At 62.4% G+C, this 20,923-nt stretch carries 21 protein-coding genes; 17 read left to right on the top strand and 4 right to left on the bottom strand.

Annotated elements, in window-relative coordinates; all coding sequences use genetic code 11:
• Nucleotides 1-81: 81 nt before the first annotated feature.
• The 6 genes from EV679_RS13645 (at nt 82) to EV679_RS13670 (ending at nt 6,316) form a co-directional block, all read left to right on the top strand.
• Nucleotides 82-1,470: a dicarboxylate/amino acid:cation symporter gene (locus EV679_RS13645; RefSeq protein WP_130487509.1), complete on the top strand. Its 1,389-nt coding sequence runs from the start codon at nt 82-84 to the stop codon at nt 1,468-1,470.
• Between the two features lie 336 nt (nt 1,471-1,806).
• Complete coding sequence (locus EV679_RS13650; RefSeq protein WP_068369599.1) at nt 1,807-2,655, top strand: energy transducer TonB; 849 nt, start codon at nt 1,807-1,809, stop codon at nt 2,653-2,655.
• Between the two features lie 161 nt (nt 2,656-2,816).
• Entirely contained in the window at nt 2,817-3,884 is a 1,068-nt protein-coding gene (locus tag EV679_RS13655; protein ID WP_415358763.1) for a MotA/TolQ/ExbB proton channel family protein, read from the top strand.
• The gene (locus EV679_RS13660; protein ID WP_068369596.1) at nt 3,884-4,369 is read left to right on the top strand and encodes an ExbD/TolR family protein; all 486 of its coding nucleotides are present in this window, start codon (nt 3,884-3,886) and stop codon (nt 4,367-4,369) included. Before EV679_RS13655 ends, EV679_RS13660 begins: the two co-directional genes overlap by 1 nt.
• A gap of 160 nt (nt 4,370-4,529) precedes the next feature.
• On the top strand, nt 4,530-5,201 hold the full coding sequence (locus EV679_RS13665) for a response regulator (RefSeq protein WP_068369593.1): 672 nt from the start codon (nt 4,530-4,532) through the stop codon (nt 5,199-5,201).
• The gene (locus EV679_RS13670) at nt 5,189-6,316 is read left to right on the top strand and encodes a sensor histidine kinase (protein ID WP_068369590.1); all 1,128 of its coding nucleotides are present in this window, start codon (nt 5,189-5,191) and stop codon (nt 6,314-6,316) included. Before EV679_RS13665 ends, EV679_RS13670 begins: the two co-directional genes overlap by 13 nt.
• A gap of 71 nt (nt 6,317-6,387) precedes the next feature.
• Here EV679_RS13670 and argF read toward each other — a convergent pair whose 3' ends face one another.
• Complete coding sequence (gene argF, locus EV679_RS13675) at nt 6,388-7,326, bottom strand: ornithine carbamoyltransferase (RefSeq protein ID WP_130487510.1); 939 nt, start codon at nt 7,324-7,326, stop codon at nt 6,388-6,390.
• A 343-nt stretch (nt 7,327-7,669) separates the two neighbouring features.
• Between argF and EV679_RS13680 the strand changes: the two genes are divergently transcribed.
• Complete coding sequence (locus EV679_RS13680) at nt 7,670-7,960, top strand: DUF3579 domain-containing protein (RefSeq protein ID WP_068370031.1); 291 nt, start codon at nt 7,670-7,672, stop codon at nt 7,958-7,960.
• A gap of 55 nt (nt 7,961-8,015) precedes the next feature.
• On the opposite strand, the gene EV679_RS13685 is transcribed toward EV679_RS13680, so the two are convergent.
• Entirely contained in the window at nt 8,016-8,969 is a 954-nt protein-coding gene (locus EV679_RS13685) for a 2-hydroxyacid dehydrogenase (RefSeq protein ID WP_068370028.1), read from the bottom strand.
• Between the two features lie 236 nt (nt 8,970-9,205).
• Nucleotides 9,206-9,904 carry a PAS domain-containing protein gene (locus EV679_RS13690; protein WP_068369582.1) on the bottom strand — a complete coding sequence of 233 codons (699 nt, stop codon included), beginning with the start codon at nt 9,902-9,904 and terminating at the stop codon, nt 9,206-9,208.
• Nucleotides 9,905-10,398: 494 nt separating this feature from the next.
• On the opposite strand from EV679_RS13690, the gene EV679_RS13695 reads away from it, so the two are divergent.
• The 9 genes from EV679_RS13695 to EV679_RS13735 all read left to right on the top strand — a co-directional run bounded on the left by EV679_RS13695 (nt 10,399) and on the right by EV679_RS13735 (nt 18,216).
• Nucleotides 10,399-11,394: an LLM class flavin-dependent oxidoreductase gene (locus tag EV679_RS13695; protein ID WP_068370025.1), complete on the top strand. Its 996-nt coding sequence runs from the start codon at nt 10,399-10,401 to the stop codon at nt 11,392-11,394.
• Between the two features lie 72 nt (nt 11,395-11,466).
• Nucleotides 11,467-12,003: a serine protease inhibitor ecotin gene (gene eco / locus EV679_RS13700; protein ID WP_238591335.1), complete on the top strand. Its 537-nt coding sequence runs from the start codon at nt 11,467-11,469 to the stop codon at nt 12,001-12,003.
• A 2-nt stretch (nt 12,004-12,005) separates the two neighbouring features.
• Nucleotides 12,006-12,377 (top strand): CidA/LrgA family protein, encoded by a 372-nt coding sequence (locus EV679_RS13705; RefSeq protein WP_130487512.1) that lies wholly within the window; start codon nt 12,006-12,008, stop codon nt 12,375-12,377.
• The gene (locus EV679_RS13710) at nt 12,370-13,104 is read left to right on the top strand and encodes an LrgB family protein (RefSeq protein ID WP_068369572.1); all 735 of its coding nucleotides are present in this window, start codon (nt 12,370-12,372) and stop codon (nt 13,102-13,104) included. Before EV679_RS13705 ends, EV679_RS13710 begins: the two co-directional genes overlap by 8 nt.
• Nucleotides 13,105-13,178: 74 nt before the next feature.
• Entirely contained in the window at nt 13,179-13,640 is a 462-nt protein-coding gene (gene tadA / locus EV679_RS13715) for a tRNA adenosine(34) deaminase TadA (RefSeq protein ID WP_068370020.1), read from the top strand.
• On the top strand, nt 13,637-14,608 hold the full coding sequence (locus EV679_RS13720; RefSeq protein ID WP_068369569.1) for an LD-carboxypeptidase: 972 nt from the start codon (nt 13,637-13,639) through the stop codon (nt 14,606-14,608). The genes tadA and EV679_RS13720 overlap by 4 nt, the downstream gene beginning before the upstream one ends.
• Before the next feature lie 235 nt (nt 14,609-14,843).
• A complete protein-coding gene (locus EV679_RS13725) occupies nt 14,844-16,445 on the top strand; it encodes an ABC-F family ATPase (RefSeq protein ID WP_068369567.1) in 1,602 nt (533 codons plus the stop codon).
• 14 nt (nt 16,446-16,459) lie between these two features.
• A complete protein-coding gene (locus EV679_RS13730; RefSeq protein ID WP_242611498.1) occupies nt 16,460-17,077 on the top strand; it encodes an IMPACT family protein in 618 nt (205 codons plus the stop codon).
• 365 nt (nt 17,078-17,442) lie between these two features.
• Nucleotides 17,443-18,216 (top strand): TorF family putative porin, encoded by a 774-nt coding sequence (locus EV679_RS13735; protein ID WP_127774335.1) that lies wholly within the window; start codon nt 17,443-17,445, stop codon nt 18,214-18,216.
• 100 nt (nt 18,217-18,316) lie between these two features.
• On the opposite strand, the gene EV679_RS13740 is transcribed toward EV679_RS13735, so the two are convergent.
• Nucleotides 18,317-19,609, bottom strand: a complete 1,293-nt coding sequence (locus EV679_RS13740; protein ID WP_130487513.1) for an NCS2 family permease — start codon at nt 19,607-19,609, stop codon at nt 18,317-18,319.
• A 223-nt stretch (nt 19,610-19,832) separates the two neighbouring features.
• Between EV679_RS13740 and tsaD the strand changes: the two genes are divergently transcribed.
• Entirely contained in the window at nt 19,833-20,885 is a 1,053-nt protein-coding gene (tsaD, locus tag EV679_RS13745; protein ID WP_068370014.1) for a tRNA (adenosine(37)-N6)-threonylcarbamoyltransferase complex transferase subunit TsaD, read from the top strand.
• The last annotated feature ends 38 nt before the right edge of the window (nt 20,886-20,923 follow it).

Here is a 20,923-nt window from a genome sequence, read left to right on the forward strand (position 1 = left end):
CTAAGCATCCTTTGGGCAAGAGGCGCGCCGCTAAAAAACAGACGCGCCAGGACAGTCGAAACCAGAAAGGGGACAAACGACATGGCCGATATTTTCATCGGTGGCAGCGCGCCCGTGCGCAGGCCAAAAATCTATCAAATTCTTTATGTCCAGGTCATCGTGGCCATCACGATAGGCATTCTGCTGGGCCATTTCTGGCCCGATATCGGTGAGAAAATGCAGCCCCTGGGGGAGGCTTTCATCAAGCTGGTAAAGATGATCATCGCGCCGGTGATTTTCCTGACAGTGACGACGGGTATCGCCGCGATGAGCGACCTGCAGAAGGTTGGACGGGTGGTCGGCAAGGCCATGATCTACTTCCTGACGTTCTCCACGCTGGCGCTGATCGTGGGCCTGATTGTCAGCAACCTGGTGCAGCCCGGCCATGGCATGCATATTGACCCGGTGTCACTGGACCCGGCCTCCGTGCAGGGCTATGTGGACAAGGCCCATGACAGCACCATCACTGCCTTTCTGATGGGTATCATTCCCGATACCTTGATCAGCCCATTCAATACCGGCAATATCCTGCAAGTCCTGTTCGTATCGGTGCTGTTCGGCATTTCGCTGGCCATGGTGGGCGAGCGTGGCAAGCCGGTACTGACCTTCATGCAATCGCTGATGAGCCCGGTGTTCCGCCTGGTGGCGATTCTGATGAAGGCGGCTCCGATCGGTGCCTTTGGTGCCATGGCCTTCACCATCGGCAAATATGGCATCGAATCCGTGTCCAGCCTGGCCTTGCTGGTCGTGACCTTTTACCTGACGTCGGTGTTTTTCGTGTTGTTCGTGCTGGGCGCCGTGGCGCGCTACAACGGCTTTTCCATTGTGAAGCTGGTGCGCTACATTCGCGAAGAGCTGCTGCTGGTGTTGGGGACGAGTTCCTCTGAGGCGGCATTGCCAACCCTGATGCAGAAAATGGAACGGGCAGGGTGTGCCAAATCGGTGGTAGGCCTGGTGGTTCCCACGGGCTATTCATTCAATCTGGATGGCACGAATATCTATATGACGATGGCGGCGCTTTTCATTGCGCAAGCCTGTGATATTCCGTTGACGCTACAGCAGCAATTGCTGCTCCTGCTGGTTGCCATGCTTAGCTCCAAGGGGGCGGCTGGTGTGACGGGGGCCGGTTTCATTACCCTGGCGGCAACGCTGTCGGTCGTGCCGAGTGTGCCGATTGCCGGCATGGCCCTGATTCTCGGTATCGACCGTTTCATGTCGGAATGCCGTGCGTTGACGAACCTGACCGGCAATGCCGTCGCAGCCATTGTCGTGGCCCGTTGGGAAGGTGAATTGGATCAGGAACGCCTGCATGCTGTGCTGGACGGCGAGCCGGTGCCGGATATCCTCGCCAGTGCACCGGTATCTGACCTGGACTCAGAGGCGGATCGCCGCGACGCGCCTGCGGGCGTCCTGCCGCAACACAGCGCCTGATGTACTGTTGCCCTGGTGCGCCGAAGGTGGCCAGGGCCAGGCAAAAAGCCACCCGTTGCCGGTCAATACTGGCAGTCGACGGGTGGCTTTTTTGATTTCGCGTATGAGAATCGGACTTGTCTATTAATCAAGATAGCCTCAGAATGTCCGGATTCTGCTTTTGTCGGGCCAGAGAAACTTTACGGAATTGACCGCTTTTGTATTTCAAGTGGGATATCGAGTTGTGAATAAGTCCCATTTATTTTACAATTTTCACTTGCCTGATTGAATGTCTTTCTCAGGTTGTTTCTCTGTCATGGGGGCGGACAGCCGCCAGCTAAGCGATGTTTCCTTTTCATGCTTCATAACATAAACAACTGGTCCACGCAGCGCTACCCGATTGGCCTGCGTGTAGGTGCCGGTGTGGCTGTGGTTGCCTTGCATGCTGCCTTGTTCGGCGTGCTTTTCCTGGCTGAGGGGGAACCCCCGGTACAGGAAGAGCCCGAAGCCGTCATGGTGCGCTTCGTGGATATCAGCCCGGATCCACAATTGGCCAAGGCACCTCAGGCTGACACGCCGCCGGCGCCGCCGCCACCGCCCCCAGTCGAACCCGAACCCGAGCCTGAGCCCGAACCCGATGAGCCTGAGGTCGAACCCGACCCCGAGCCGGAACCCGTGGTCGAGCCCGAGCCTGACATCAAGCCGCCTGTCGTTGAGGAAGCGCCCAAGGTCAAGCCCCAACCGAAGCCGAAACCCAAACCCAAGCCCGTGGCACCGCCTGCCGTGACGCCGGTGCAGGAGCCGGTGGAAGACGCGCCGCCTTCGGATGCGCCGCCGTCGGATCTGCCGCCCAGCGGCGATCCCGATGCGAAAGGCACGCCCAGCGGCCCGCAAATGGGCACACCGCCAGACCAGCCGCGCATGATCGGTCACGTGGATTACCTCGGGCGCCGGCCGCTGCCGGATTACCCGCAAGCGTCGCAGCAGCGCCGCGAGCAGGGTCGGGTGGTGATCCGCGTACTGATCAACACCAACGGTGAGGTCGAGGATGCGCAGGTGCAGCAATCGTCCGGATTCGAACGCCTGGATCGTTCGGCCTTGGCGGCAGCGCGCAAATCGCGTTTCAAGCCATACACCGAAAACGGTGTTCCGTACCCGGCGATGGCTGATATCCCGTTCGATTTCGTCCTGAGAAACAGGCGTTGAGTTCAGGCGTCCTTCCCTGTCGGGAGGGATGCCGCTGGTTTTTAATCCAATCGGATCGCAGCACGCCGCAGCGGCAAGCGACCAATAAGTATTTGTCATGAGGAAATAAGATGTCCGATACCTTGATTACGCCGACGACGTTGGCCCAAGTGTTGGCGCAGGTGTCGCCGGCGGCGGATGCGGCGAGCAATGCGGGTACAGCCGCTGCCGGCGCGACTGCCGTCCAGGGAGGCGCCAATGTCGCCGCGGCCCAGGCCGCCCAGGCGGGCGAGGCCCTGCAGGCAGGTGCCGATGCCACTGCTGCCCAGGCTGGTGCAGCCTTGCAATCTGGCGCTGACGCAGTCCAGCAAGCCGGTGCTGCCCTGCAGACCGGCGCCGATGCCGCGGCCGCCCAAGCCGGCACGGCGTTGCAGTCGGGCGCCGACATGGCCAGCTCGCTGGGCCAGCATGCCGCCAATGCTGGCGCTGCTGCTGCCGAGCAAAGCATGGGCTTCCTGCACTTCGTCGCCCAGAGCGACGTTGTGGGCAAGGCGCTGTTCATCATCCTGTTGGTGATGTCCCTGATCAGCTGGTACCTGATCGTCGTCAAGGCGATTTCCAACTACCGTACCCGCAAGCGCGCCCGTTCTTTCCTCGACAAGTTCTGGAATGCCAGCTCGCTGGAGCAGGTCGAAAATGAAATCATTACCCACGGCGCCAACGACCCGTTCTCGCACCTGACGAGTCACGCGGTCTATGCGCAGAAGCATCATGCCAAGTACGGCGCCACCAAGCTGGAAGAATCCGGCAGCAACGGCGATTTCGTCAGCCGCACCATGCGCAAGGTTATCGACGAAGAAACCGCCAAACTGGAAAATGGCCTGACGGTACTGGCATCGGTGGGTTCTACCGCACCGTTCGTCGGTCTGTTCGGTACGGTGTGGGGCGTGTATCACGCGCTGGTCGGCATTGGCATGTCCGATGGCATGACGATCAACCGCATCGCCGGTCCGGTCGGCGAGGCGCTGATCATGACCGGCCTGGGCCTGGCCGTCGCCATTCCCGCCGTGCTGGCGTTCAACGCCTTCGTGCGCAGCAACCGCGTGCTGTTGTCGCGCCTGGATGCCTTTGCCTACGATCTCTTCGCCTTCCTGAGCACCGGCCAGCAAGTTGAGCTCTCCGACGGCAAGCTGCGTGCACTGCAGCGCCGTGGCGGCCAGGCTGCGGCACAAACCAAAGGAGCCAACTGATGGCTTTCGGCAGCTTTGACAGCAAGCAGGGCAGCGGCCATGCCATGTCTGAAATCAACATGGTTCCGTTGATCGACGTGATGCTGGTCTTGCTGGTTATTTTCATCATCACCGCGCCTTTGCTGGCGCACTCGGTGCGCATCAACCTGCCGCAGGCCAGTTCCGAGCAGATCGAAGAAAATCCCAAGACCATCGACCTTGCGATTGATGCTGGCGGCGTGGTGTTCTGGAATGATGAGATCGTGTTGCTGGATGACTTGACTGGCCGCTTCGCGTCCATCTCGCACGAGCGTCCGCAACCGGAAGTGCGTATCCGCGCCGATCTGAACACCCGCTATGAAACCCTGGCGCGTGTGATGGCCAGCGCCCGCCGCTCCGGTATTGCCCGTATCGGTTTCATCACCCAGCCTGGTGCGCCAGGTTCGGCTGCTGCAGAAGCTGCCGAAGGCGCTCCGGCCGAGGCTGCGCCGCACGCGGCACACTGAGGCAGGCTCCATCGGGGCACTATGGGCGCCGGTCGGAACATGACAGCCGGGCAGCCCAGGCGGCCCGGCCTGCCGGAAAAACACCCCGGAAACGTTTTCCCGTTTCCGGGGTGTTTCGTTTTGATGTCCCGCCTGCAAGCCTTCGGATAGAATTCATCACATGAGAGTACTCCTGATAGAAGACGATGCCACGCTGGGCCATGCGCTGCGGGAATTCCTGCAGGACCAGGCCTATGCGGTTGATTGGCTGCAGAACGGTACCCAGGTGCAGAGTGCACTGGATGGGCATTCCTATGATTTGCTGGTGCTGGATCTCAACCTACCGGATGCCGATGGTTTGGATATCCTGCAACGCATACGCGCGGCGGGCGATGATGTACCGGTATTGATCCTGACGGCGCGCGACAGCCTGGGCGACCGAGTGCAGGGCCTGGATGCCGGGGCCGATGATTACGTGGTCAAGCCTTTCGAGCTGGCTGAACTGGCCGCTCGCGTGCGTGCGCTGGCACGCCGCCGCCTCGGTCAGGCGCAGCCCTTGCTGGAGGCTGGTCTGCTGTCCATGGATACCGTGGGCCGCGAAGTGCGGGCCCAGGGCGAACGCCTGGGGCTGTCGGCACGCGAGTTTTCCGTATTGGAAATGTTGATGACGCGTCTGGGCAAGGTCGTCACCAAGCGCCAGATCGTCAATTCCTTGTCTGCCTGGGATGCTGATTTCAGCGAGAACGCCGTCGAGGTCTATGTCTACCGCTTGCGCAAGCGCCTGGAAGGTTGCGGCGTCAGTATCCAGACGGTGCGCGGCTTTGGCTACGTGCTGGAGCCATGCAGCGAGTAAGCAGCAAACCGGACGCGCGCGGCAGCATCCTGCGCCGGGGCTCGTTGGCACGCCATCTGCTGGTGCGCCTGTTACCGCCCATCTTGGCGCTGGTCTGCGTGGATATCGGTGCTACCTGGGTACTGACACATAAGCTGGATGCTTCCAGCTGGGTGTTGGAAGACGTGTTCTGGTTCATGGTGGCGGGACAACTGGCGTCTTTGCTGCTGTTCGGCTGGGTGTTGGTTGTCGGTGTGCGCTCCGGCCTGAAAGGGGTGACCGACCTGTCTGAATCACTGGGTGAGCGCAGCGCCGAGGATCTTCAGCCCTTGCCGTCGAATCACCTGCCGCTGGAAATCGTGCCGTTGGTGGAGCGCACCAATGAATTGTTGGCGCGTCTGGATGCTTCCATGGCAGCGCAGCGGCGTTTCATCGGCCATGCGGCGCACCAGTTCCGCACCCCCCTGAGCGGCCTGAAACTGGAATCCGAGTTGATGCTGGCCCGCTCTTTACCTGAGGACATCGAGGCGCGGGCGCGGCGCATCAAGTCGGTGACTGACCGCATGATCCGGCTTGGGCAGCAATTGCTGGTGTTGGCGCGGGTGGACCCGGGCGTGCGGCCGCAGGACAGCTTCGTTTCCATGGATTTGTGCGAATGGGCCAGGCACAGTGGCGCCCGCTGGCTGGGCAAGGCCAGGGAAGCCGGACTGGAGCTGGACCTGAGCGCGCCCCCGCACCCGGTCTGGATAGATGGCGACCCGTTGCTGCTGGACGAACTTCTTGGCAACCTCATAGATAACGCACTGCGCTACGCGACGGGTGCGACCATGCTGCGGCTGCGCATCGGCAGCACGCCACCGGTGCTGGTGGTGGAGGATGACGGAGTCGGCCTGGCGCCCGAAGAACAGGAGAAAATCTTCGAGGCATTCTATCGTGGGCCGTCGGCGGTGCCGGGCGGGGCAGGGCTGGGCCTGGCCATCGTCAGGGAAATTGCAGAAGCGCATGGCGCCTGGTGGCGCCTGGAAAGCCGGCCGGCCCTGTCGGGCACGCGTTTCAGCGTAGTATTTCCCGGCCCGCGCAAGGGTGCAGTGCTGAATCGGCAGGAACGCCGCAAGTGGGAATCCGCCGGTAATTGAACCGCCAGGAACTGGCCTGGCAGGCCGGTGGCCGGCCTGCCAGCGACACGCCCGCAGCCCGGGCGGCCGGATCAGCGTTTGCCGATCAGCAGGAATTCCATCAGTGCTTTTTGCACGTGCATGCGGTTTTCCGCTTCATCCCAGACCACGCTTTGCGGTCCGTCTATGACTTGGGCCGTGACTTCTTCGCCGCGATGCGCGGGCAGACAGTGCATGAAGACGGCATCGGCGTTGGCTTGCGACATCAGGCGTTCGTCCACGCGCCAGCCGGCGAAGGCTGCGCGGCGTTCGGCATTTTCCGCTTCATAGCCCATGCTGGTCCAGACGTCCGTCGTGACGAGGTCTGCGCCACGGCAGGCTTCGGCGGGGTCGTCGAATTGCTTCAGCACGTGAGGCGCGGGCTGGCCAATGCGGGCCGGGTCCAGTGCATAGCCCGGCGGCGTTGAGACATGCAAGGTGAAACCCAGCATTTCGGCGGCCTGCAACCAGGTATAGGACATATTATTCGCGTCGCCGATCCAGGCTACCGTCTTGCCCGCGATGGGGCCGCGATGTTCGATGAACGTGAAGATGTCGGCCAGGATCTGGCAGGGATGGTATTCGTTGGTCAGGCCGTTGATGACCGGCACGCGAGAGTGGGACGCAAAGCGTTCGATGCGAGTCTGCTCGAAGGTGCGGATCATGACTAGGTCCACCATGCGCGAAACGACCCGGGCGGTATCTTCGATGGGTTCGGAGCGGCCCAGCTGGGAGTCGTTGGTGGTCAGGTGGATGACGGAACCGCCAAGCTGGTACATGCCTGCCTCGAAAGAGACGCGGGTACGCGTGCTGGCCTTCTCGAACACCATGGCCAGGGTGCGGTCATGCAGGGTCAGATGCGGGATGTAACGCTTGAAGTCATCCTTGATGATGCGGGCGCGGTCGAGCAGATACAGGATCTCGTCGCGGGTCAGATCAGTGAATTGCAGGAAGTGACGCAAAGGGGCAGCTTGTTGGGGTGTCTGGGTCATGGTTGTCTGCGTGATGGTTCCTGCGCCGGGCAGTCTGTGCAGCGCAGCATATGAAGCACTCCGGCCCGGGGGCCAGCGCGATTCCGCCACTGCCCGGCATGCCTGGGGCGATGCCGGACATGCGCCTGGCCAGGCCGGCGCAAAACGGGCGCCGACAACAGCTCAGGCACGTGGCCGAGCTATCTATCATACCTGACGGGCGGCAATTGGCATGTGACATGGCGCGCCATGCGCGGCACATCTGGGTTCAATCATATACAATCCCTGCGCAGGCAAGTTGCAGCGCAGGACATTTGTCTTTGTCGGGCAGCTTGCCATGTCTGTTGATCCTGGTGCGTTTTCCATGACAGAACAAGTAAGCCAACACATTATCCACGGCGTGACAGAATCGGGGCAGCGCTTTCGCCCCAGTGACTGGGCCGAGCGCCTGGCGGGCGTGATGGCTCCCTTCCGACCGGTCGGTTCCCCGGCCAGTCACCTGACCTATTCCCCTTACGTCGTGCCTACCGTCATCGACGGCGTGCGTTGCGTGGTGGTGGACAACCGCTTGCGCGAGCTCGAACCGCTGGCCTGGAAGTTCGTCATCGGCTTTGCCCAGGACAACGGCCTGAAGATCAGCGAACGCAAGGGCTGATCTCTGCACAGTCCCTCGTCGTTGCCATGCCTGCCGCAGCAGGCATGGCAGCACGTCAGACCGGCGTAATGACCTTGCCCGTTTCCAGGAAGCTGTGCAGGTTGCGGAACAGCAGTTCCACCATGTCTGCACGTGTTTCCACGGTGGCGCTGCCGATGTGCGGCAGCAGCACGACCTTGTCGGATTGCTTGAGCGCTTCCGGCACCTGGGGTTCATTGGCGAATACATCCAGCCCGGCGGCGCCCAGGCTGCCATCCTCGAGTGCTTGCACCAGTGCGTTTTCGTCCACCACGGAGCCGCGTGCGATATTGATCAGCGTACCGTGCGGGCCAAGCGCGCGCAGGATGGTTTGATCAACGAGGTTGCGCGTTTCGGCGCCGCCTACAGCAGCAATGACCAGGAAGTCCGACCAGGCTGCCAGTTCTTCCAGCGTTTCGGCGTAAGCGTAAGGCACGTCGTTGCGCTGGTGGCGGTTATGGTAGCGGATTTCCATGTCGAAGCCTGAGCCGCGTCGGGCAATGGCATTGCCTATGCGGCCCAGGCCGAGTATGCCCAGTTTGCGCCCGGTCACGCGGCGGCCCAGCGGAAAGCTGCCATGCACCGAGCCCCACTGGCCGGCACGGACGAAACGGTCGCCTTCGGCGACGCGCCGGGCGCAGGCCAGCAGCAGGGCCCAGGCCAGGTCGGCAACACAGTCGGTCAGGACATCGGGAGTATTGCTGACCTGAATGCCGCGCTGGTGAGCGGCCTTGACGTCAATGGCGTCAAAGCCCACGCCCCAGCTGCAGATGGCCTGAAGGTTGGGTAAGGCATCCATGGTGGCGGCATCGCAACCGCGCACGGCAGTGGTGACCAGGGCACGAATGTTGGGGCTTTCCTGCTTCAGCAGGGCAGCGCGGTCTTCGGCCTGCCAGAGCGGCACCACGTCATAGAGGGCTTCCAGGCGTTCCTGCGCGCCAGGTGAACCGGCCAGCGGTCCCAGTTGGAGAATGCGTTTTTTTTCGGTCATGTCCAAGAATTCCGGCAATCAATAGGAAACGAAAAAATCATGCCATGACCCCGTGCCGAGCGCAAATCGGCTCGTGTCGTGCAGGCGGGCCTGACGCCAGGTAACGTTGGCAGCATGGCATGGCGCATTCAGCATCGTGCCCTTTGCCTCCTTTGCATCAAGCCGGCCTTGCCTCTGCAGTCGAAAAAAAGCCCCGGAACGTGTCAGGGGCTGGATGCCATGCGGCAGATGATTGGTCAGGCAGCTACGCGGTTGCTGGTATCCACTTGTGTGTCAGTGGCAATTGACGGCAGTGGTGGATGGGCGGCGTCTGCCAGCGGTGCCGGTGCGTCGATGATGGTGCTGACTGCCAGTGCTTGCGGAAAGACCAGCAGCACAGCGCCGCCTTGTTTGTCGTCCACCAGTTGCGCCTGGATTTGTCCGGCAGGCAGTTGCAGTGTGATGCCTTCCTGCCAGTCGTCCTGTTTGCTGGCATAGGAAACGAAGGCAGGCGTACGCAGGATGTTGCTCAGCCGGAAGCCGAGATCTTCCGGCAGGTTGAGGCTCAGCAGGCGCTCTGCATTCTGGTTGCACCAGGTAAGCTGCAGTTCGCCATCCAGGCGCAGCACCCCGAAGGGTAAGGCATTGAGCATGGTCTGCCAGTCATCGAACACGGTGTGCGCCTGTTCGGTCTGTTTGCGCAGATGTCGATGCTGGCGGTAGATATTGGCGATCAGTTCGTCGTAGCCCCGAAGCGCAGCGGGTGGCGTGCTGTCAAGCTGAACCGACCAGTGCAGAAGCCGTTGCTGGCGCCGCCGGCTGCGCCAATACAGGGCGAGGACACCCAGCGCACAGACGATAAGGCCCGCGTAACCGCCCAGTGCCGTTTGCACGCCCACCGCGACAGCAAATACCAGCAGCAAGGGGAGAGGAATGGCGAAATTGGAGGGAGTCATTGGCACGTGCATGTAGCGTCGCGTGAAATAAAGACTAACGGAATATAACCCCTGAAACGGGATCGGCCGGAAACCATAGCTGCTATTGAACCGGTTGCACGCTGCATGAATGTGACTATTAGCCGAAATCCCATGCCGGAAGAATCGAGTTCAAGAGGCTGGCGGAGACTGTATTTGTTACATATTGCGCTATTTTTTGTCGCCGGGTCGCCCCGAGACAAAAACGTTGCCTTGCGGAGGCACCGCGTAGGAGGCCCTTTTCCGATGCAGCTGCAGCGTAGTAAATCAATATTGCATCAACCGCCGCCGCGGCGCAGGCCAGCGCACGGTATCGCAGGATTGATGCAGGCACTGCCATGCAAGAAGGCGTGCGTTACGATGTGAACTTCAGCTTGCCGCTTTTTTTCGCGCCCTTGGTGCCCTGGCACAGGGTGGCACCGCAAGGTGGAAAAATAGCAGGGCGGGCGACAGAATGGATGGATTTCGGAGACAACATGGCAGAGATTTCAATATTGGATCTGGCCCGCATCGGCGAGGATGCCGATGCCGGGGCCGCGCTGCGGCGCGCCAGGGACCTGGCGGCGCATGCGGAGCAGTGGGGCTATTCGCGCTTCTGGGTAGCGGAACACCACAATATGCGCGGCATTGCCAGTTCGGCGACAGCGGTGGTGATCGGCTACATCGCCGCCGGGACCCGTCGCATCCGCATCGGCGCGGGGGGTGTCATGCTGCCCAATCACTCGCCGCTGGTCATTGCCGAGCAGTTCGGTACGCTGGCCAGCCTGTATCCCGGCCGTATCGACCTGGGGCTGGGCCGCGCGCCAGGCACTGACCAGGCCACTCTGCGCGCCTTGCGTCGCCACCCGGCGGCGGCGGACCGTTTTCCGGAGGATGTGCTGGAATTACAGGCGTTGCTGGGGCCGGCACGTACCGGGCAGTCTCTGTTCGCAGTGCCGGGCGTGGGCACGGAGGTGCCGCTGTGGATTCTCGGTTCGAGCACCTTCGGCGCCCGGCTGGCCGCAGAATTGGGCCTGCCGTTCGGTTTCGCCTCGCATTTCGCGCCTGAATACCTGCTGATGGCGTTGGATATCTATCGCAGCAATTTCCGGCCCTCGCAACAACTGGCCCGCCCGCATGCCATGGTCGGCGTGAATATCATTGCGGCGGCCACCGATGAGCAGGCTCGCCGGCTGGCGACCACGCAGCAAATGTCGTCGACCAACCAATTGCGCGGCACGCGAGGCCTGAGCCAGCCTCCTATCGACGACATCGACACCTACTGGACCGCAGACGAAGCCCGCCGTGTGCGGCAGAAGCTGGCGCGCAGCATCGTCGGTACGCGGGACACCGTGGCCGAAGGCATCGCCCAGCTATTGAACGAAACCCTGGCCGACGAGCTGATGATCGTTTCCGATGTTTACGAGTTCGAGCACCGTTTGCGTTCCTATGAACTCATCAGCCAGGCGCATGCAATGGTGGCCGGCGTATAGTAGGCAGCCTCGTTTTAGGCAGTCCTGTCAGGGCGCTGCTTGTTTCATTTTTTCTCGATAAGGAGCTTCATCATGACCGAGATTTCCCGTTCCCCTGGCGCCGGCCTGTTCCTGCGCCGTCTGCTTGCGGTGGCAGGTCTGGGCCTGGGCGCCATGTTCGCGGCCGGGTCCGTGGCAGCCAATCCGGCAACGGACCCGGCGACTGACCTGAAGCCGTTTCCTGCCCCGCAGGCTGGCCAGACGCGCTATGTGCTGAACCTGGAAAGCCGCCCGCTGGAAGAGGACTACGAAGTCCAGCTGATCGTCGGCAAAACCATCCCCACCGATTGCAACCGCCAGTGGTTCATGGGTAGCCTTTCCGAGGAAACCGTGCAGGGCTGGGGCTATGGCTATTACGTGCTGAATGATGTGAAGGGGCCTGCGAGCACTTTGATGGGTTGTCCGGAAGAGAGCCGGAAAGACCGCTTCGTGAGTGTTCAGGGCGAGGGGTTCAAGGTGCGCTATAACAGTCGCCTGCCACTCGTTGTTTATGTTCCGGAAGGCTTCCAGCTGCGCTACCGCCTGTGGCGCGCCAGCGATGAAACCTGGGAAGTCAGCGCTGCGGACTGAAAATGCTGGAAACTTTTGCCATTCTGATGCTGTGCCAAGGCATCGGAGAGCTGTTGGGCCGTCTCCTGCACCTGCCTGTTCCCGGGCCGGTGCTGGGGATGGTTCTGCTGTTCTGTTTGCTGCGGGCGCGCCCGCAGCTTTTGACCCGCATGGAAGCGACGGCCAATGCGCTGTTGCAACATCTTTCCATCCTGTTCGTGCCGGCAGGCGTCGGCATCATCGCCGCCTTTGGCATGTTGCGTGAACACTGGTTGGGCATTCTTTTATCGCTGGTGATCAGTACGATTCTCACTCTCGTGGTAACCGGCCTGGTTGCGCGCTGGATGGTGGATAGCGACCGCAAGCGTGCCGCGGGAGAGACAGATCATGAGTGACGCCGCTACGGGCGGGTTGGTGGGCTATCTGGCCGCTTCTCCGTTGCCAGGGCTGACGCTGACCCTGTGCGCGTTTCTGGTTGCGCAATGGGCGCATGTACGTACCGGCCGAGCGCCCTGGGCCAATCCGGTTGCCATCGCCGTTTTTCTGGTGACGGGCATTCTGGCATTGGGGGGCATTCCCTACGATGTCTATTTTGATAGCGCGCAATTCATCCACTTCCTGCTCGGTCCCGCGACCGTGGCACTGGCAGTGCCGCTGGCACGGCTCTGGCCCAGGCTCAAGCTCGCCTGGCGCCCGTTGACAGCAGGCCTGCTGGCCGGATCGGTCATGGCAATCGTGTCGGGCACCACAATGGTATTGTTGATGGGTGGCGATAAGGTGCTGGCGATGTCCATGGTGCCTAAATCCGCCACGTCGCCGATTGCGATGAGCGTTGCGGAGCACCTGGGTGGCCTGCCGTCGCTGGCCGTATCCTTTACGCTGGTGGCGGGCATGGTGGGGGCCATCGTTGGGGTTTCCGTCCTGCGCCTGTTGCGCCTGGATACTTCGGTGTTGGGCGGCTTTGCCCTGGGTGTGGCATCGCACGGCATCGGGACGGCACGTGCTTTCCAGGTCTCCATGGACATGGGGGCGTTTGCCGGGCTGGGCATGGGGCTCAACGGGATTGTGACCGCCGTGTTGGCGCCCTGGATGGCACCGGTGATCATGTGGTTGTTTGGATGAGTGCAGAAAATACTTCCGGCGCTGCCGCCTTGCCCGACGCCGTTGCTGCGGCCAGCCTGACCGACGCCGCCCGCATGCGCCGCGCGATGGCGCAGGCTGCCGAGGCGGCAGCCCGGGGAGAGGTGCCGGTAGGCGCGTTGATCGTGGATGCCGAGGGCAACGAGATCGCCGTGGGCGGAAATCGTGTCATTGGTGACAGCGACCCCAGCGCGCATGCGGAAATCGTGGCGTTGCGCCGGGCTGCGGCCAACGCCGGTAATTACCGCCTGCCGGGCGCCACTTTGTATGTCACGCTGGAACCGTGCGCCATGTGCATGGGTGCCATGATGCATGCGCGCCTGGCGCGCGTCGTGTTCGGTGCCACAGACCCCAAGACCGGAGCGTGTGGCAGCGTGCTTGATCTATCGGCCTACAAGGTCTTGAACCACCATACGGCAGTGCAGGGCGGCGTGCTGGCGCAAGAATGTGGCGAGCAGTTGCGCGCGTTCTTTCGTGAGCGCCGCCTGCTCAAGAAAACGCAGCAGGAGCAGGAATGAGTTCTTCCAATGCACACGAGCCCGGCGGCGCAGTCACTCGCGGCGGGCAGGCGCGTGCCATTTATGTGATGTCGCCCGCAGGGGCAATCCGCGATCAGGCAGAGTTGTTGCGTGGCGCCGATTATCTGCGTTCGCTGGGTTTCGAGGTGACGCTGGACCCGGCGGCTGCTGGACGCTATCAGCGTTTTTCCGGTACTGACGACGAGCGCCTGGCGGCGTTCGAGCGCGCCATGGCCCAGCCCGCCGGCATTGTCATGGCGACGCGTGGCGGTTACGGCCTGAGCCGGCTGCTGCACCGCCTGGATTGGGCCGCCTGGGCGCGCTCCGGCAAGCGTTTCGTCGGGTATAGCGATTGCACGGCATTCAGCCTGGGTCTGCTGGCCAGTACTGGAGCAGGCAGTGATGCCGGGCCAATGGTATGCGGCGACTTCGGCGCGCTGACGCCCGATTCATCCATGGTGGCAAGTTTTCTTGCCGCCATGGATGAGTCACTCTTGCTGGCCGATTTTTCGCCGGTCTGGCCCGCATCGGCCGGGCTCGCCGATGGTATGGCGGGCAGGGCGGCCAGCGGGCAGGCCGAAGGCACGCTCTGGGGGGGCAATCTGGCGCTGCTGGTGTCTTTGATAGGAACGCCTTACCTGCCGCAGGTACAGGACGGCATCCTGTTCCTGGAGGATGTCGGCGAATCGCCATTCCGGGTGGAACGCATGCTTAGTCAGTTGCTGCATGCCGGTATCCTGGGGAGGCAGCGAGCCGTCCTGCTGGGCCGCTTTACCGATAGCGGCGCCCCCGAACGCCAGCAGGGCCATGATCTCGAGCAGGTTTTCGACTGGCTGGCGGGCCAGGTGCAGGTACCGCTGATTGGCGGCCTGCCGCACGGCCATGTACCAGGTATCCTGACGCTGCCGATAGGCGCACGGGTCTGCCTGCAATGGCAGGCCGGGCGTGCCCGGTTGTCGCGCCGCTGAACCTTGCTGCACGAGGCCTGGCACCGGCGGCCTGCAGGCCGGGAAAGCGGCTTTCCGGCAGCGCCGCCAACCGTGGCCGGCGCCGTGTGAAGGCCGTGCCCGGCGTGGCCGGGATGCGTTTGCCGTCGGCGCTTGGTACACTCGCTGTTTCTCCAGGCATTTCCCCCTGGCGCCCGGCGGCGTCTGCCTGGCCTGTCCTGCAGGCCGCCAATCTGTTTCTTCTCTTCCCCTTATCGTGATCTCTACAGCCAATCTCACAATTCAGTTCGGCCCGAAACCCCTGTTCGAAAACGTTTCGGTCAAGTTCGGCGATGGCAATCGCTACGGCCTGATCGGTGCCAATGGTTCCGGCAAGTCCACCTTCATGAAAATCATCGGTGGTGATCTGGAGCCGAGTGCGGGCAATGTGACGCTGGACCCGGGCCTGCGGCTGGGCAAGCTGCGCCAGGACCAGTTCGCTTTCGAGGATGTCCGCGTGCTGGACGTGGTCATGATGGGCCATGCGGAAATGTGGCAGGCCATGAGCGAGCGTGACGCCATCTACGCCAATGCGGATGCGACGGAAGAAGATTACATGCGCGCGGCCGACCTGGAGGCGCAGTTCGCCGAGTATGACGGCTATACCGCCGAGGCGCGTGCTGGTGAGCTGCTGCTGGGCCTGGAAATTCCGGTGGAGCAGCACAACCTGCCCATGCGTGAAGTCGCCCCTGGCTGGAAGTTGCGCGTGCTACTGGCGCAGGCGTTGTTTTCCGCGCCGGACGTACTGCTGCTCGACGAGCCGACCAATAACCTGGATATCCACACCATTCACTGGCTGGAAGAAGTGCTCAACGGCTACCAGAGCACCATGATCATCATCAGTCACGATCGCCACTTCCTGAACCAGGTCTGCACGCACATGGCCGACCTGGATTATCGCGAGTTGCGCATCTATCCCGGCAACTACGACGATTACATGCTGGCCTCGGCCCAGGCGCGCGAACGCGTCATGGCGGCCAACAGCAAGGCCAAGGAACGCATTACCGAACTGCAGGACTTCGTGCGGCGTTTCGCCGCCAACAAGTCGAAGTCGCGTCAGGCCACCTCGCGCCTGAAGCAGATCGACCGCATCAAGGCGGATACGGTGGAGGTCAAGCCGTCGTCGCGCCAAAACCCGTATATCCGTTTCGAGCAGAACAAGGTCATGCATCGCCTGGCGCTGACGGTCGAGGGCATTTCCAAGGCCTACGACCATCCGGTCATCCAGCCGTTCTCGGCCATGGTCGATGCCGGGGAAAAGATCGCCATTATTGGTGCCAACGGCGTGGGTAAAACGACGCTGCTGCGCATGCTGGCGGGCGACCTCGCGTCGGACAGCGGCATGGTGAAGTGGTCCGAGAATGCCGATATCGGCTATATGGCGCAGGACGTGTCTGACCAGTTCGATACGGACCAGCAGCTGTTCGACTGGATGAGCCGCTTCCGCCAGCCCGGCGACGAAGATCAGGCCATCCGTTCTGTACTGGGCCGCCTGCTGTTTTCCAGCGACGATCTGCCCAAGAAGGCGCGCGTGCTGTCCGGTGGCGAGAAGAATCGCATGACCTTCGGCCGCCTGATGCTGGGTCGGCATAATGTGCTGCTGATGGACGAACCGACCAACCACTTGGATATGGAATCCATCGAGTCGTTGCAGCTGGCGCTGGAGAAGTTCGAAGGCACACTGATTTTCGTGTCCCATGACCGTGAGTTCGTCAGCGGCCTGGCAACGCGTATTTTCGAGATCCAGGATGGCGGCAAGGTGAACGATTACCGTGGCACCTATGAAGAGCTGCTGGCCTCCAAGGGCGTGGCTGGCTGATTCTGGACGCCGCAGTGAGCAGCACGCCTATCTGCACCCTGGAAGGGCCGGCCAGTTACGAGGAAGACGTCAAGAAGAGCCGTTTCCTCGCACTGGCCTGGCCGGTGAGTGAGGTCGAGCAGGCCCTGGCCCATTTCGCCGCTGCCAGCGATCCGGAAGCCACGCACAATTGCTGGGCCTATCGGATTGGTGCGCAGTATCGCTTCAATGATGACGGCGAGCCCGGCGGGACTGCCGGGCGTCCCATCCTGCAGGCGATAGAGGGGCAGGGGCTGGATCAGGTGGCAGTATTGGTGATCCGCTGGTTCGGCGGTATCAAGCTGGGAGCCGGCGGGCTGGTGCGGGCCTATTCCGGCGCTGCGGCGCAATGCCTGCGCCTGGCGCCCAAGCGCGTCATTATTCCCAGCCGGCTGGTGGAAACGGCAGTGGTGTTTGCCGATCTGGCGCGCTGCCAGGCTTTCGTGCTGGGCCAGGGTGCCGAGGTTATGACTGAGCATTATGACGGGGAAGGCGTGTCCTGGGTGCTGAAGGTGCCGGAGAGCGCACTCGATAGCGTGCGGCGCGGCCTGGTGGATATGACCCGCGGCAAGGCCCCCTGGAAGGTTCAGGATGAGGCTGGCGACGCGGGTTGAGTCGTGTCTTTGTCCTTGTGTTGTGGCGCGGGCGCCGAGGCTCAAGCACGCGCCCCCTTGTTTCCCCGCTGTTAACTATGGGCTCTGGAAGCTGCGGATAGCGTTTCACGCCGGCGGACTGGCCTGGTTTGCGTTGTTGGTGCGTCAGATGCCTGCTTTTGGCACACCGGTGTCGCTTGCAGTGCACCGTCTGGAGGCAAGACGCCCGTTCCGGGGCGATGATGGCGCGCCGGATCTGCGGCGGCAAGGTTGGCATGAAAAATGCTTGAGAGGCAGTGAAGCCTGCCACGCGGCCCGTTTTCCGGGCTGGCGGACAGGGTGTCATGGCCCCGAGCCATTCCTCTTGCCTATGCCTGGATCCCATCATGAAGAATACCTTGCTAGTCGCCTCGCTTGCCACTGCTGCGCTGGGTCTTGCCCTGGGCGCGCCGCCCGCCCGGGCCGAAACCGATCTGGGTGCCGGATTTACCCTGTCAGGCAACGCCACCTTGACCAATGACTACCGTTTCCGGGGTTATTCCCAGACCAATTTCCGTCCTGCCGCGCAATTGGGGGTGGATTTGACGCATACCTCCGGCTTTTACCTGGGGAACTGGAATTCGAACGTGGCCGATAACGTCTTCAACGAGGCGAACCTGGAAATGGATTTCTATGGCGGCTGGAGTGGCGAGCTGGGTCACGGCCTGGGGCTGGATATCGGCGTGCTGCAGTATTGGTATCCGGGTTCTGACAAAACCCCGGTGGCAGGCAAGGGCGGCAATTTCAGCAATACGGATCTGTACCTGGGCCTGAGCTATGAGGCGTTCAGCCTGAAGTATTCGTACTCGCCCAGTGATTTCTTCAATACGCCGGATAGCAAAGGCACCTGGTACCTGGATGCGTCGGCCAGCTTCGACCTGGGCGACGGCTGGGGGCTGGATGCGCACCTTGGCTACCAGAAGCTGAAAAACCAGGTGGATATGAATGGCGATGGCATCGGCCATTACGTGGATTATCGGCTGGGCGTCAGCAAGGATCTGAATGGCTGGGTGCTGGGGCTGGCGGCGGTTGGCGCGAGTGACAGCAATTGGCTGCCTACCCGCAGCGGCAAGGAGTCCGGCCGTCTGGGCGCGGTATTCTCGGTCTCCCGCGCATTCTGAGGCGAGCTTGCAAGAGAAAAACGGGTACCTGACGGTACCCGTTTTTACGCCGGAACAGCGTGGCGGGCACTGAGGGCAGTGGCCGCCCAGTGCAGCAGGCTCAGCCAGGGAAGCAGGCGTAGCGGATGATGAACAGCGCCGCCACGACCCAGGTGGCTGGGTGCACCTCGCGGATGCGGCCGGTGCCGGTTTTCAGAATCACGTAGCTGATGAAGCCGAAGGCCAGGCCGTTGGCGATGGAATAAGTGAAGGGCATCATCAGGACGGTGAGCGCTGCTGGCGTGGCTTCGGTGATGTCGCCCCAGTTGATATCCGTCATTTCACGCATCATCAGGCCGGCGACGTACAGCAGCGCGGGCGCGGTCGCGTAAGCCGGCACGGAGCCGGCCAGCGGCGCGATGAAGAGGGCCGCCAGGAACAGGATGGCGACAACCAGCGCGGTCAGGCCGGTGCGGCCGCCAGCCTGCACGCCGGATGCGCTTTCAACGAAGGCGGTCGTGCTGCTGGTGCCCAGCGCCGAACCCGCGATGATGGCTGTGCTGTCCGCAAACAGCGCGCGGCCCAGGCGGTTGGGCTTGCCTTCCGGCAGCAGGTTGGCGCGTTTGGCCACACCCACCAGGGTGCCGGTGGCATCGAAGACTTCTACCAGGACGAATACCAGGATCACACTGATGAATCCGGTCTGCAGCACGCCGGCGACATCCAGCTGCATGAAGGTGGGCAGGATGCTGGGCGGCATGGAGAATACACCGGCAAAGTCGTTGTAGCCCAGCACCATCGACAGCACGGTAATGACCAGAATGCCGATGAGGATGGCGCCGCGCACGCGCAGGGCGTCCAGGATGGCAATCAGGAAAAAGCCGCCCAGCGTCATCAGCGGGGCGTGATGGTGCATGTCGCCCAGCGCCACTTTGGTTGCCTCGTTGGCGACGATGATGCCAGAGGTGCTGAGCGCGATGATCGCCAGGAACAGCCCGATGCCGGCAGCAATGGCGCTGCGCAAGGATTTGGGTATGCCGTCGATCAGCCAGGCTCGTATGCCGGTGGCCGTCAGGATGATGAAAATCAGCCCGGAAATGAAGACTGCCCCCAGCGCCTGTTGCCAGCTGTAGCCCATGACGCCGACCACGGTGAAGGCAAAGAACGCGTTCAGGCCCATGCCGGGTGCCATGCCGACCGGCCAGTTGGCCACCAGCGCCATGATGACCGAACCCAGTGCGGCGGCCAGGCAGGTGGCGACGAAGACGGCGCTGCGGTCCATGCCGGTTTTGGACAGGATGTCCGGGTTGACGAAGATGATGTAGGACATCGTCAGGAAGGTGGTGATTCCGGCGATGATCTCGGTGCGCGCGTCTGTGCCGTGCTCACGTAGTTTGAAGAGTTGCTCCAGCATGGGGGTTCCCAGAGAGAAAGTCGATAAAGGGCGTCCGGTGGGCATCCGGGGTTCGCATTGGCTTTTTGCAGGCCCAGGCCTGCGGCGGGCGCGGGAATGGGCCTGGCGTGCAATGGCCACGGCGGAAGTCCGCGCAGAAATTACCACTTTTCGCGGGGAAATGCAGCGTTTTCCGCCAGCGCCACTGCGAGAAACTCCGGGTTTGGATGTAAACTTCGGCCGCATGATCATCCTGGGATTCGAAAGCTCCTGCGACGAGACCGGCGTAGCCGTCGTCTGTACGGAGCGTGGGCTGTTGGCCCATGCATTGCACACACAAATCGCCATGCATGCCGATTATGGCGGCGTGGTGCCTGAACTTGCCTCGCGCGACCATATTCGCCGCGCCTTGCCCCTGACGACTGAAGTCCTGGCCCAGGCGGGCCTGGTGCTGGGTGACGTCGATGCCATCGCTTATACCGCCGGCCCTGGTCTGGCAGGCGCGCTGCTGGTGGGCGCCAGCGTGGCGCAATCCATGGCCTGGACGCTGGGCGTGCCGGCCATTCCTATTCATCACCTGGAAGGCCACTTGCTGTCGCCCAGGCTGGCCACGCCCCAGCCGGCGTTTCCTTTTGTCGCGCTGCTGGTCAGCGGCGGGCATACCCAGCTCATGCGTGTCGATGGTGTCGGGCGCTATGAATTGCTGGGTGAAACCCTGGACGATGCCGCTGGCGAAGCTTTTGACAAAAGTGCCAAACTGCTGGGCCTGGGTTATCCCGGCGGGCCGGCGCTATCGGCGCTGGCGGAACAGGGCGATGCCGACCGTTTCGAACTGCCACGCCCTATGCTGCATAGCGGCGACCTGGATTTCAGCTTCAGCGGCCTGAAGACCGCCGTGCTGACAAAAGTGAAGGCGGCCAATGCCAATGGTGCCATGGACGAGCAGACCCGCGCGGATCTGGCCGCTGCCACGCAGCGTGCGATTGTCGAGGTCTTGATTGCCAAGGCAGCGAAAGCCCTGCGCCAGACCGGGCTCAAGCGCCTGGTGGTGGCGGGGGGCGTTGGCGCCAATCGTCTGCTGCGCCAGAGGCTGGAAACCGCACTCAGGCCGCTCAAGGGCGAGGCGTTTTTCCCGCCACTGGCTTTGTGTACCGATAACGGCGCAATGATTGCCTTTGCGGCGGCCCAGCGCGTCCAGGCGGGGCTGTGGTCGCCAGAGGACGATCCCGCTACCAGTCTGCAGCATGCTTTTACGGTGCGCCCGCGCTGGGATCTGGCTGAGGTTTCCCGCGCCTAGCCATGGCTGTGCCGGGCGCTGCCGATAGCGGGCGCCTG

The organism is Kerstersia gyiorum (genome assembly GCF_004216755.1).
Taxonomy (GTDB): Bacteria; Pseudomonadota; Gammaproteobacteria; order Burkholderiales; family Burkholderiaceae_B; genus Kerstersia; species Kerstersia gyiorum.